The 13,569-nt window shown below is 43.2% G+C and carries 10 protein-coding genes; 9 read left to right on the forward strand and 1 reads right to left on the reverse strand.

Annotation, left to right across the window (positions count from 1 at the left end; all coding sequences use genetic code 11):
- Nucleotides 1-121: 121 nt before the first annotated feature.
- On the forward strand, nt 122-943 hold the full coding sequence (locus NRF22_RS00760) for an HAD-IIB family hydrolase (protein WP_263778723.1): 822 nt from the start codon (nt 122-124) through the stop codon (nt 941-943).
- Between the two features lies 1 nt (nt 944).
- Here the strand turns inward: NRF22_RS00760 and NRF22_RS00765 are convergent, their stop codons facing one another.
- Nucleotides 945-1,748: a hypothetical protein gene (locus NRF22_RS00765; RefSeq protein WP_263778724.1), complete on the reverse strand. Its 804-nt coding sequence runs from the start codon at nt 1,746-1,748 to the stop codon at nt 945-947.
- 187 nt (nt 1,749-1,935) lie between these two features.
- On the opposite strand from NRF22_RS00765, the gene metK reads away from it, so the two are divergent.
- The 8 genes from metK to NRF22_RS00805 all read left to right on the forward strand — a co-directional run bounded on the left by metK (nt 1,936) and on the right by NRF22_RS00805 (nt 13,547).
- Nucleotides 1,936-3,102 (forward strand): methionine adenosyltransferase, encoded by a 1,167-nt coding sequence (gene metK / locus NRF22_RS00770; RefSeq protein ID WP_263778725.1) that lies wholly within the window; start codon nt 1,936-1,938, stop codon nt 3,100-3,102.
- 220 nt (nt 3,103-3,322) lie between these two features.
- Nucleotides 3,323-5,755, forward strand: a complete 2,433-nt coding sequence (gene leuS, locus NRF22_RS00775) for a leucine--tRNA ligase (protein WP_263778726.1) — start codon at nt 3,323-3,325, stop codon at nt 5,753-5,755.
- Between the two features lie 231 nt (nt 5,756-5,986).
- Nucleotides 5,987-7,651 (forward strand): peptide ABC transporter substrate-binding protein, encoded by a 1,665-nt coding sequence (locus NRF22_RS00780; RefSeq protein WP_263778727.1) that lies wholly within the window; start codon nt 5,987-5,989, stop codon nt 7,649-7,651.
- A 160-nt stretch (nt 7,652-7,811) separates the two neighbouring features.
- Complete coding sequence (locus tag NRF22_RS00785) at nt 7,812-9,476, forward strand: peptide ABC transporter substrate-binding protein (RefSeq protein WP_263778728.1); 1,665 nt, start codon at nt 7,812-7,814, stop codon at nt 9,474-9,476.
- 66 nt (nt 9,477-9,542) lie between these two features.
- Nucleotides 9,543-10,466 (forward strand): ABC transporter permease, encoded by a 924-nt coding sequence (locus NRF22_RS00790; protein ID WP_263778729.1) that lies wholly within the window; start codon nt 9,543-9,545, stop codon nt 10,464-10,466.
- Complete coding sequence (locus NRF22_RS00795; RefSeq protein ID WP_263778730.1) at nt 10,466-11,473, forward strand: ABC transporter permease; 1,008 nt, start codon at nt 10,466-10,468, stop codon at nt 11,471-11,473. Before NRF22_RS00790 ends, NRF22_RS00795 begins: the two co-directional genes overlap by 1 nt.
- A 2-nt stretch (nt 11,474-11,475) precedes the next feature.
- Entirely contained in the window at nt 11,476-12,630 is a 1,155-nt protein-coding gene (locus NRF22_RS00800; RefSeq protein WP_263779259.1) for an ABC transporter ATP-binding protein, read from the forward strand.
- Nucleotides 12,627-13,547: an ABC transporter ATP-binding protein gene (locus NRF22_RS00805; RefSeq protein WP_263778731.1), complete on the forward strand. Its 921-nt coding sequence runs from the start codon at nt 12,627-12,629 to the stop codon at nt 13,545-13,547. The genes NRF22_RS00800 and NRF22_RS00805 overlap by 4 nt, the downstream gene beginning before the upstream one ends.
- The last annotated feature ends 22 nt before the right edge of the window (nt 13,548-13,569 follow it).

The raw sequence follows: 13,569 nt of genomic DNA on the forward strand, positions 1-13,569 counted from the left end.
AATAAATACGAACTAATGTTCGATCTTAAAGGCAATATCTGAAAACTTTTTAATTCATGAACACTTTTATTAATCGCGAACTCGTGTGTTAAAATAATTCGATATATTTTTGGAGGTGTGCATGAATTTAAAAGTGATTGCAAGCGACATGGATGGCACTTTTTTAAGTGACGATAAGAATTATGATATTGATCGTTTTTGCGAGCAATTGGATGAAATGCAGAAACGCAATATTAAATTTGTTGCGGCTTCCGGAAATAAATTTTCTCATCTTCAGTCGATTTTCCAACCGATTTTAGAGCGCGGTTATCAGATAAATTATGTTTCTTCCAATGGTGCTGCTTCATACGACCGGGATACCCTCGTGCATGCGGCCTTTCTATCTGATGACCAGATTCAGAAGGTTATCACTTGGAATGCTGAAAATCCGGATTCCGAAGGTAATTTTGTTATTTTGACCGGCCTATACCGGTCATATGTGTCCAACCATGCGACACCTGAATTAATCAAGACAATTTCTGAATGGTATCACGATATCAAACAGATTGATAAATTGATGGAGGCGGGTGAAAAGATTCTTGAGGTCACATTTCTATGGCAAAATGCCGATGTGGTCAAACAGGTTCGTCGATTGCGGCAGGTGTTTGGCAACGAGGTTCATTCAACTGGGTCAGGTTTTGGCAATGTGGACGTTTTAGCGGCCAATACAAATAAAGCCACCGGACTCAGATATTTGCAGCAGCGCTGGGGCGTATCTGATGATCAAGTGGTGGCTTTTGGTGATAATGAAAATGATTTGGAAATGCTGAAAAATTATCCGGCTGGTTATTTGATGACCAATGCGGATCCATCCATGCATCGAAAAATCAATTTGAAAACTGATTTGGACAATAATCATGATGGTGTTTTGGATATGATTGACAAGTTGCTGATGACTAACTGATTCAAAGACTCATTTGTGCTGTCAAGAACAAAATAGACAGAAACATCATCGTGAGATAAATAGACAAATGGTATTTGGCTTTCAATTTTAGATTAATAAAAATGGCCCAGGTGACCAATAGCACCAGCAGATTTAAAAAGAACCAGACATTCACAGCTTCAGTTAACGTATAAATAATTAACGCCAGTCCGATTAACATGGACAAAACACTTTTAAGTAAGCCCTTGGGAACGAAGATCGGCGTTAAAAAGAAGGCGAAAGTCATGCTGAGTGGAATTAAAGAGTACAAAAATGCACGGTTGACATGGCCATTTTGCAGACAGAAGATAGCCGTCGGGATAGCGGCACCTGCCATAAAAGAAAAAGCCAGCATACCGTATACAGACTTTAAATTAAAGGCATGAATCTGCAGCAGCAGCAGGAAAGCCGAAATGAGCAGCAGTAGCTCGGCAACACGAGAATCAAGCCGGTTGCCTATGAACAGGATTGGCAGACCGGATAAAATAGTTAGGACCAAACCGGAAAATTTAAAGCTGTTTTGACTAAAACTTGCAAAAAATGCGAGTGCGATCATCACAGTATACAAGAGTATAAGCCAAGTGGTGCTATTTCTCACAAACAACTGGCTGATGTCCAGATTAATATCAGAATAATGCCACCAAGCCGTGTTAAAGGCCAATAAAGTCATTAACAGAGGAAATATTCTGCCCTTTAAGTGATTGCTTTTCACGGATGCTGGTATCATCGAACTTCTCGCAGCGGCATCTGTGTGGGCTAAATTTTTTTGCAAATTCTTCGAGTCCATCATTAGCAATTATAAATGAAATTCGCTACACTTTAATTAACATTAACAGTTAAACCTATTTTGAGTGCAGCTAGGGATACCACCCGATGATCTGCCGGCAACCTGCTTTGGTAAGGTGCCCCTGTGGTAAACGATAGGGTCTAGACAGGCCCTGCGGTCTGTTTTTGTTGGAAAGAGAATTTGAATAATGAGAAAATTTTTTACTAGCGAGTCGGTTGCCGTTGGGCATCCGGACAAAGTTGCTGACCAAATTGCCGATGCAATCTTAGATGAAGTCTTAAAGCAGGATCCGATGGCAAGAAGTGCGATTGAAGTCACGGTTTCAACAGGTAATGTGTCGATTTTCGGAGAATTATCGACCACGGCTTATGTCAATGTACGTGAGATCGCGACTCAAACGATCAAAAATATTGGTTACGTTGAACCAAAACTTGGGTTTACATATGATTCAGTCAATATTTCCAATCAAATCGTCGAACAATCAAAAGAAATTTCCAAAGCTGTTAGTCAAGCAGATGACGATCCTGATCAGCTCGGTGCTGGCGACCAGGGAATTATTTATGGTTATGCTGACAATGAGACTAGCGACTATATTCCTTTGGCTTTGCAGTTATCACATAAATTGATGAAACAATTAAAGATTGTCCGTCAAAAAGGTGGTCCTGCCAGTTACTTGCGTCCTGATGGCAAAGGCGAAGTTTCCGTTGAATACGGGGATGATGGCAAACCGAAACGCATTTCTGCGGTTGTCTTGTCAGCTCAGCATATTGAAGGTATCGAGCTTGAAGATTTACGTGCACGTATCACAGAGGATGTGATTGCGCCGATTCTACCTAATGAACTGGTCGATGAAAATACGAAATTCTTTATTAATCCTGCTGGACTTTGGTCTTTGGGCGGCCCTCAAGCCGATTCGGGTTTGACCGGACGTAAAATTATTGTCGATACCTATGGCGGTGCTGCCCATCATGGCGGTGGTGCCTTTTCTGGTAAAGATGCTACTAAAGTGGACCGTTCTGGTGCTTATTATGCCCGTTATGTTGCTAAAAATTTGGTTGCAGCCGGTTTGGCAGAACAAATTGAAATTCAAGTAGGCTATGCGATCGGTGTTGCTCAACCGGTCTCGATTAATCTTGATACCTTCGGCACCGAAAAAGTGCCATTGGATCAAATTTACGCAATTATTGATCAGTTGTTTGATTTTCGCCCACTAGCCATTATTAATCAGCTTGATTTGCGCCGGCCGATTTATTTGCAGACAGCAACGTTTGGTCACTTTGGGCGCTCAGACCTTGATTTGCCATGGGAAAAATTGGATCAGGTTGACAAAATCAAGGCTTTAATTGAAAAGTAAGCTATAATGGTAAGCAATTAGCAGTATTAGGTTTGAAAACATGGCAGGAAGCAGACGGTTATTGCGAGTCTGTATGTTCGATAATTGAACTCGGCTGAGGGTAGACTAATTAAAATATTGAGTGCGCGTCAGCGAATTCAGGTGGTACCGCGGAAAATCCGTCCTGTGATTATTTACAGGCGGATTTTTTTGTCTGGCATTTGAGAAAAGAGAGGAATTTATGAGCTACGATCACAAGACCATTGAAAAAAAGTGGCAAAACTATTGGGATGAACACAAGACCTTCAAAACGGCTCCGGAAAGTTCCGGCAAGAAAAAATATTATGTCATGAACATGTTTCCATATCCATCTGGACAAGGGCTGCATGTTGGTCATCCGGAATCTTATACAGCGACAGATATTATGGCGCGTTTCAAACGGATGCTGGGCTTTAACGTGCTTCAGCCAATGGGCTGGGATGCTTTTGGCCTGCCGGCTGAACAATACGCAATCAAGACTGGACACAACCCGGCCGATTTCACAAATGAAAATATCAAACATTTCAAAACGCAGATTAAATCGCTGGGTTTTTCATATGATTGGGATCGTGAAATCAATACAACCGATCCCGAATACTATAAATGGACTCAGTGGATTTTTGAACAGCTTTATAAAAAAGGCCTAGCATACGAAGACAAAGTCATGGTAAACTGGGCGCCTGATTTTCCGGGAGGCGGCAGCGTTGTTGCTAATGAGGAGGTCATTGACGGAAAGACAGAGCGTGGCGGTTATCCCGTTTACCGTGTTCCCATGCGGCAGTGGGTCTTAAGAATTACCAAATATGCTGATCGGCTTCTTAGTGATTTGGACGATTTGGACTGGCCCGAAGCGATCAAAGAACAGCAGCGTAATTGGATTGGCAAGTCGGTTGGTGCTTCGGTGTTTTTTAAGGTTCATGGTCACAAAAACACGCAAGTCGAAGTTTACACGACTCGGCCTGATACGCTTTTTGGCGCTACTTATATGGTTTTAGCTCCCGAACACCCGCTGGTTTCACAGATTACGACCAGTGCACAAAAGGACGCGGTTGCTGCCTACCAGGCTAAGATTGCCTCCAAGTCCGATTTGGAACGAACTGATTTGTCTAAAGAAAAAACTGGTGTCTTCACGGGTGCCTATGGGATTAATCCCATTAACGGAGAAAAATTACCAATTTGGATCGCTGATTACGTGCTCTCTAGTTATGGTACGGGTGCCATTATGGCTGTGCCGGCACATGATACGCGTGATTATGATTTTGCTAAAAAGTTTCAGCTGCCAATTAAAGCAGTCATTGCCGGTGGCGATATTGAAAAAGAAGCCTATACAGGGGATGGCCTGCATATCAATTCTGGTTTTTTAGATGGTTTGGACAAAAAAAGTGCCATTGCTAAAGCGATTGATTGGCTGCAGGAAAACAAAGCTGGTCATCGACAGGTTAATTACAAACTACGCGATTGGATTTTTTCGCGTCAGCGTTATTGGGGTGAGCCGATTCCTGTGATTCATTGGGAAGACGGCACTCAGACCTTGGTTCCCGAAGACCAGCTGCCTTTGCGTCTGCCGCATCTCAATCAAGAACAAATGAAGCCGTCCGGCAATGGCGAATCGCCATTAGCAAACGATACGGAATGGCTGAAAGTAACACGTGCAGACGGTGTTGTGGGCCGCCGGGAGACCAATACAATGCCGCAATGGGCCGGTTCTTCTTGGTATTTCTTGCGCTATATTGATCCGCATAATGATCAAGCACTAGCGGATCCGGAAAAACTGAAGTATTGGATGAATGTTGACCTTTACGTTGGTGGGGCCGAGCATGCTGTTTTGCATCTGCTGTATGCACGTTTTTGGCATAAATTCTTATATGATATCGGCGTTGTGCCAACTAAAGAACCATTCCAGAAATTAGTCAATCAGGGCATGATTCTTGGCGAAAATCATGAAAAAATGTCTAAGTCCAAGGGAAATGTTGTCAATCCTGATGATATTGTGGCTGAATATGGGGCTGATGCGTTACGTGTCTATGAGATGTTCATGGGACCATTAACACAATCCAAGCCTTGGAACACTGACAGCCTCGCCGGTATTCGCCGTTATCTGGATCGTGTTTGGCGTATTTTTACGGATGACGGAGAAGGTATTAATCCTGCGATTGTTGATGAAAATAATGGCAAACTGGACAAAATTTATAATCAAACGGTTAAAAAAGTAACTGACGATTACTCGGCAATGCATTTTAATACCGCGATTTCGCAAATGATGGTCTTTGTCAACGAATGTTTTAAAAATGATCAACTGCCTAAAAAATATATGGATGCCTTTTTACAATTGCTTAATCCAGTTGCACCGCACCTAACCGAAGAACTTTGGCAGCGAATGGGGCATAAGGCAACGATTACCTATGCTGCCTGGCCGGCCTACGACTCTTCGGCTTTAGCAGAGGAACAGATTGAAATGGCTGTGCAGATTAATGGGCGTGTTAGATCTAAAATTACGAGTCCAGTCAAAATATCGTCTCAGGAGTTAGCTGAACTGGCTCAAGCGGATCCGGAAGTTCAAAAACAATTAGCAGGTAAGCAGGTCGTTAAAGTGATTGCAATCCCTGGAAAGATAATTAATATCGTCGTGAAATAAACTAGCAGTCAAAGATTCTCAATGAGAATCTTTTTTATTTGTAATAATTTCTTATTAAGCGGTTACAGTTGCCTTTTTTGGGCTTTTTAGGTCAAAACTGCCTACGAAAAGTACGTATTTTTTGTTAGAAAAGCTGACATAATACTTGATTTTCGACTTTTGCTGCGCATATAATGACGCAATTTTATTTTCACTGTGATGGTGAAATTAGAAGCGGAGGAGAGATTATTAATGGCAAAAAAGAAAAAAATGTCGACTGGTGCTAAGGTCGGGATTACAGCCGTAGTTGCGGTTGTTGTCATTGGCGGTGTCGTTTATGGGGTGACGCGCAATGGCAAGTCAGCGACAGGAACGAACGTTATTAACGAATATCTTGGTGCCGATATGACGACACAGGATTTGTCGCAGATGACTGATAGTTATGCTTTTGAAGTCGCTGGAAACGCACAAGAAGGACTACTATCACGTAATCCTGACGGCAGTCCTAAAGCCGGCTTGGCCAAGACTTGGTCCCATTCAAAAGATGGTTTGACATGGACATTCCATTTGCGTCCGGGTTTGAAGTGGTCAAACGGTGATTCGCTGACTGCGCGTGATTTCGTTTATGCTTGGCGTCGTACGGTTAACCCTAAGACGGCCAGCCAGTACGCTTATATCTATTCTGGCATCAAGAATGCTGATGCGATCAATTCTGGTAAAAATAAAGACTTGAGTTCTTTGGGTATTACAGCTAAGGGTGCGACGACACTGGTCGTAACTTTGGAGCACCCAATGCCGCAGTTTGAAAACTTGATGGCCTTTCCAGTGTTCTTTGCTCAGGATCAAAAATTTGAAGCACCTTTGGGCAAGAAGGTCGGAACCAGTTCTGCTCGCCAAGTCTATAGCGGCCCGTACCGTTTTGTCGGTTGGAATGGTTCCAATAAGAGCTTTAAGTTAGTTCCAAACAAAAACTACTGGAATGCTAAAGCGGTTAAAAATGATGGTGTTAACTATCGTGTTATTACTGATCCAACGGCTTCTTTGGCTCTTTACAACAAAGGTTCGCTGGACTCAGTTACTTTGAGCACACCCGAACAGATCAGAAAGTACAAGAATTCTAAAGCGCTGCAGGTTATCCCTCAATCTGGTTTGAACTATATCGAGTACAACCAGACTGGCAGAGTTAAAGCACTGACCAACTTGAAGATTCGTCAGGCTCTGAATTTGGCGACAGACCGCAGCGGTATTGCTGACTCTATTTCCGAAGGTCTGGATACAGCCGCAACTGGTATCACACCAGCAGGGTTAGCACGTACAGATACAGGCGCAGACTTTGCCAAGACCGCTGCCAAGGGTACTAACTACACGTATAACGTCTCTAAAGCCAAGAAACTGTTTGCGCAAGGCATGAAAGAATTAGGCTTAACAAGCGTTACGCTGACGATCGAAGCTACTTCTGATTCTGCAGTCGCAAAGCCAAGTTTGGATACGATTCAGCAAGCATGGCAGCAGTTGCCTGGCTTGACCGTCAAAGAAAAGCTCGTGCCATTTAAACAGCGTCTGCAAGACCAGACAAACCACAACTTTGATGTGATGCTAGCTGCTTGGTATGCCGATTATGCTGAAGCCCAGACATTCTTGAATTTGTTTGTCACAGGCGGACCAAATAATGATGGCGGCTGGTCAAACAAACAATATGACCAGACAATCACCAATGCATCTGCTAAATATGCTTTGAATAACAAGAAGCGGATTGCAAACGAAGTCGAGTCTGAAAAGATTCTGTATGATCAGGCCGCTGTTAACCCTGTTTACTGGGTCAACTCAGCTCAGCTTCACAACCCGAAGGTTAAAGGCATTCACTTCTTCTCATCGGGTGCCAGTTACTACTACATGGACGCTCATCGGACAAAGTAAAAAATTTCTCAATCCTTGTTGTATCGGCTTCTATTCTCCTAAATTGTTAAATCTTGACAATTCGTGACTTGATTTTTTAGCAAAATAGCGCATATAATAATGCAATTTTATTTTCACTTTTAAGGGAAGATAAAATTTTGAAAGGGAGAGAGTAAATTTAATGGCAAAAAAGAAAAAATGGTCAACAGGTAAGAAGGCTGTCGTCACTGCAGTCGTTGCCGTTGTCGTTATTGGCGGCGTTGTATATGGCGTGACACGCAATGGTAAATCATCAGCAAGTACGAATACTTTGAACGAGTATTTGCCCACTGATATGACGACGCAGGATTTGTCTCAGATGACAGATCAATATGCGTTTGAAGTTGCTGGTAACGTGCAGCAAGGTCTGCTTTCAAGAAAAGCTAATGGTGCTCCTGCAGCGGGTTTGGCAAAGACTTGGTCACACTCAAAAGACGGCTTGACTTGGACATTCAATCTGCGTAAGGGTCTAAAGTGGTCCAACGGTGATCCACTGACAGCATCCGACTTCGTATATGGATGGCGTCGCACGGTCAGCCCTAAGACGGCGAGCCAATATGCTTATATCTATTCAGGCATTAAGAATGCTGATGCGATCAATTCCGGCAAGAACAAGAATTTGAATTCATTGGGCATTAGAGCTGAAAATAGTACAACCTTGGTTGTGACTTTGGAACACCCAATGCCGCAGTTTGAAAACTTGATGGCCTTTCCAGTGTTCTTCGCTCAAGACAAGAAGTTTGTTGCACCATTGGGCAAGAAGGTCGGCACGAGTTCTGCTCGTCAAGTTTATAGCGGTCCTTATACTTTCGTTGGTTGGAATGGTTCCAACAAACGCTTTAAGTTGGTTCCGAACAAGAACTATTGGAATGCTAAAGCTGTTAAAAATGATGGTGTTGATTTCAGAGTTATCATGGATCCAACAGCTTCACTGGCGCTTTATAACAAAGGCCAGCTTGATCAGACAACACTCGGTACGCCTGAACAGATTAAGAAGTATCGGAACGCTAAGGACTTTAAGATTCAAAACCAGTCTCGGACAGATTACATCGAATATAACCAGACTGGTACTGTTAAAGCACTGACCAACTTGAAGATTCGTCAGGCTTTGAACTTGGCAACGGATCGCCGTTCCATTTCTCAAGCGATCTCTGAAGGTTTGGATACGGCTGCAACAGGTATGACGCCGGCAGGCTTGGCATTAACTGATACGAATGGCGATTTCGCTAAAGCAGCAGCAAAGTCAACCTCTTACACTTACAATATTGCAAGGGCACGCCGTTTGTTTGCCCAAGGAATGAAAGAACTTGGCATGTCCAAACTCACGTTGACTGTTGAAGCATCGGCTGATTCCTCGACTACCAAGCCGACCGTTGATACGATCCAACAATCATGGCAGCAGTTGCCAGGTTTAACGATTAAAGAAAAGTTCGTACCTTTCAAACAGCGTCTGCAGGATGCGATCAACCAGAACTTCGATGTTCTCTTAACCGCATGGGGTGCTGATTATGCTGAACCACAGACTTTCTTGAATATGTTTGTGACTGATGGCCCGAATAACGATGGCAAGTGGACTGATAAGGCTTACGACCAGACGATCCAAAATGCATCTGTCAAGTTTGCTTTGAATAACAAGAGTCGTATTTCAAACGAGATCAGATCAGAAAAGATTCTGTATGATCAGGCAGCTGTTAACCCTGTTGATTGGATGAACGCCGCAACGCTTTCTAAATCTAATGTGAAGGGTATTCAGTACTTCTCATCTGGTGCACCATATTATTTCTGGAATGCAAGTAAGGCTAAGTAACATTGTTTTTGAGAAAACCTCAAAGAGGTTTTCTCCTACATATTGAATTTAAAAAAGGGCGAAGGTATGGCAAGATACATCTTAAAGAGAATAGCAATGATGGTGGTAACTGTGTTTGTGGTTACGGCTCTAACGTTTATCATGATGCGTTGGATGCCGGGTTCCCCCTTTAATAACCCAAAGCTCTCAGCCTCTCAAATTGCTGCTTTAAGCCGGCAATATGGGTTGGATAAGCCTGTCCTGGTTCAGTTCTGGCAGTATCTGGTGAATGCGCTGCATTTTGACTTTGGTACTTCTTACATTAATACAGGGCAAAGTGTCTCGCTGATGATCGGCCAGCGTCTGCCGGTTTCGATGCAGCTAGGCTTTCAAGCTCTTATCATTGGCGTTCCTCTAGGCATGTACGTTGGTACTTGGCAAGCTATGAGAAAAAATACTGCTACAGATTATAGTCTCAGTGTTGTGACGTTGATTTTTACCGCGCTGCCAGATTTTCTGCTGGCGATGCTGCTGATGGTCTTCTTTGCGATTGATTTTCCTATTTTTCCGATTACCGGTTGGGATTCATGGATGTCCAGTGTACTGCCGACTCTCGCCCTCGGTATGGGCGTAATTGCCTTTGTTGCTCGTTTTACGCGTTCGCAGACATTAGAGACCCTAGATTCTGATCAAATCCAGTTGGCTTATGCTAAGGGACTTAATGAGGGGCAGGTGATTTTAAAGCATGCTATCCGAAATTCCTTGATTCCAGTACTAACACTACTGGGGCCTTTAACAGCTGGCCTGCTAACGGGTTCTGCTTTGATTGAGACAATTTATTCTGTCCCTGGTATTGGAAACCAATTTGTGGCTTCAATTTCTTCAAAGGATTATCCAGTTATCATGGGCACCACAATCGTCTATACGGTGATGCTTCAGGTGATGATTTTAATTGGCGATATTGCGACTGCGATTGCGGACCCGAGAATTCGTTTTGGAGGAAATAAGTAATGGCTGAGGAAAACTTCCAAGTTGTCGGTATCGAGGCTGGTGCTGATAATGAAAAAATTGAAAAACCATCATTGACTTTCTGGCAGGATGCATGGCGGCGTTTAAAAAAGAACAAGGCAGCCATTATTTCGATGTGGTTTCTGATTGTGATTTCTGTTTTTACGATTATTATGATTCCATTTTTGAGTCAGAACCAAGCCAATCGTTTTAATCCCAATGAAATTTCAATTTATAAAAATCTGCCGCCAAAGTCCGGTTTGCCGATTCCCGGTTGGCAGGGGAAACACGGTTCCGATGACCCTTACGAAGATCAAAATGTCCCTGCAGGACGCAATTTTATCTTAGGAACTGATCAGACTGGCCGCTCAATTGCAAAAAGAGTGATTGTCGGCATGCGTATTTCTTTGACGATTGCTTTGGTTTCGTCTTTGGGAGATTTAATCATTGGTGTTAGTTATGGTGTCTATTCAGCTTGGAAAGGTGGATGGGTCGATCTCGTTTTGCAGCGTATCATTGAAATTTTGAGTTCTGTACCTTTCATTGTTATTGTGACGCTGTTTACTTTGCTGTTGGGTGCCGGCATTTGGTCAGTTATTATTTCTTTGATTTTAAGCGGCTGGATCAATATGGCGCGTCAAATTCGTGCCCAAACTCTTTCGGTCAAGGAACAGGATTATGTTCTGGCCGCGACCGTGTTAGGCGAAAGGCCCTTCAAAATTGCCTTGAAACATATTATTCCCAATATCAGTTCGACGATCATCGTTCAGTTGATGATGACGATCCCACAGTCTATTACTTCTGAGGCGATTCTATCCGCTTTGGGTCTTGGTGTTCAACCACCAACATCTTCTTTGGGTTCCATGATTAATGATGCTCGAGATCAATTGCAGTACTATCCGTATCTTATTTTTATTCCTGGTACCGTATTAGTATTAATTTCTTTGGCTTTCTACCTATTTGGTGATGGTTTAAGAGACGCTTTTGATCCTAAAAGCAGTGAGGATTGATGATGCCAGAAAAACCGATATTACAAGTTAAAAATTTGTCTGTAGAATTTCATACCTATGCGGGGACGGTTCGGGCCATTCGTGACGTTTCCTTTGATTTATATCAGGGGCAGACGCTCGCGATTGTTGGTGAATCCGGGTCTGGAAAATCTGTTACTACACATACACTTATGGGCTTGAACGCTGGTAATGCAACAATTTCGGCAGGTAATATTTTCTATAAGGGAAAGGATTTGCTGAAGTTTGACGAAGACGAGTTTGAGGAACTGCGTGGCGGCGAAATTGCAATGATCTTTCAAGATCCGATGACCAGTTTGGATCCGACCATGAAGATTGGCAAACAGATTATGGAAGTTATCTTGCTGCATGACGAAAATGCCGATGATAAATTGGCTGCTGACCGTGCTTTGAAATTAATGGAACAGGTTGGTATTCCGAATGCATCTGAACATTTTGATGATTATCCCCACCAGTGGTCTGGCGGGATGCGTCAGCGTGCCGTCATTGCGATTGCCTTGGCCGGCAACCCAGACATTTTAATTGCCGATGAACCAACGACGGCCCTTGATGTCACGATTCAGGCACAGATTCTGCACTTAATGAAGGGCATTCAGTCTGAAATCGATTCTTCGATTATTTTTATTACGCATGATTTAGGCGTTGTTGCCGGCATGGCTGATAAGGTAGCCGTCATGTATGCAGGTAAAATCGTTGAATATGGCACCACACAGGAAATTTTCTATAATCCTCAGCATCCTTATACATGGGGGCTCTTGGACTCAATGCCGACGACAGATATTGAAACGGATGAGCTTTCTTCAATTCCTGGTACGCCTCCGGATCTGCTTGATCCGCCCAAGGGTGATGCTTTTGCGGCACGCAATAAGTATGCTTTGGACATTGATTATGAGGAAGAACCACCGTTTTTCCAAATCAGCGATACGCATTATGCAGCTACCTGGCTGCTCGATAAGCGCGCGCCAAAAGTGACCCCGCCAGCAGCCATTTTAAAACGTTGGGCCAAGTGGAAGAAAATTGCTGGGAAAGATAATTTCCCTAAAATTTCTAAATTCGGTGTTCCCGGCAGGAAAAAAACAGCCAAAGAAACGGCTAGCCCAAAGCCTGGTGCTGAATTAGCCAGAAAGGATCAAGCATGACGGACAAAAAAATTCTCGAAGTCAAGAATTTAAAATTATCCTTCAATCCTGGAAAGGCCAATGAAGTCAAGGCGATTGATAATGTCAGTTTTGATATTTATGAAGGTGAAGTTTTTGGATTAGTTGGTGAGTCTGGATCAGGGAAGACAACAATCGGACGCACTATCCTGAAATTGTATACACCACAAAGTGGTGAAATTAAGTTCGAGGGACACGATGTCTTAAAACAATCTTCGGCTGAAGCCAAAACTTTTCGTAAAGATGCGCAAATGATTTTCCAGGACCCGCAAGCGAGTCTGAACGGCAGAATGAAAGTGAAAGATATCATTGCCGAGGGTATCGACATTCATCATTTAGCTAAAGACAAAGCGGATCGAGACGCTCAAGTAGAACGGTTGTTAAAATTAGTTGGATTAAACGAGGATCATGCCAGCCGCTATCCTTATGAGTTTTCTGGCGGGCAGCGTCAAAGAATCGGCATTGCAAGGGCTTTGGCTGTGCGGCCGAAGTTCATCATTGCTGATGAGCCGATTTCTGCTCTGGATGTTTCGATTCAAGCCCAAGTGGTGAATTTGATGAAGAAACTCCAAAAGGAAGAAAAGCTCACTTATTTGTTTATTGCACATGATTTATCGATGGTGAAGTATATTTCCGATAGGATTGCAGTCATGCACTGGGGTAAAATATTGGAAATTGGAACATCTGATGAAGTTTATGGGCATCCGATCCATCCCTATACAAAAAGTCTCCTTAGTGCGATTCCAATTCCGGATCCTGAGGTTGAGTTAGCTAGGCAGCCGATTGACTACGATCCGGTAATGGAGACTGATGGGAAGCCGCGCACAATGCATGAGATCCATCCTGGACATTTTGTTTTGTCGACTGATGAAGAAGCAGCTGAGTTTTCTAAAGACTAACTGCTTTTTTATTGCACTTCTT

The sequence above is a fragment of the Oenococcus kitaharae genome, from assembly GCF_025758695.1.
Taxonomy (GTDB): domain Bacteria; phylum Bacillota; class Bacilli; order Lactobacillales; family Lactobacillaceae; genus Oenococcus; species Oenococcus kitaharae_A.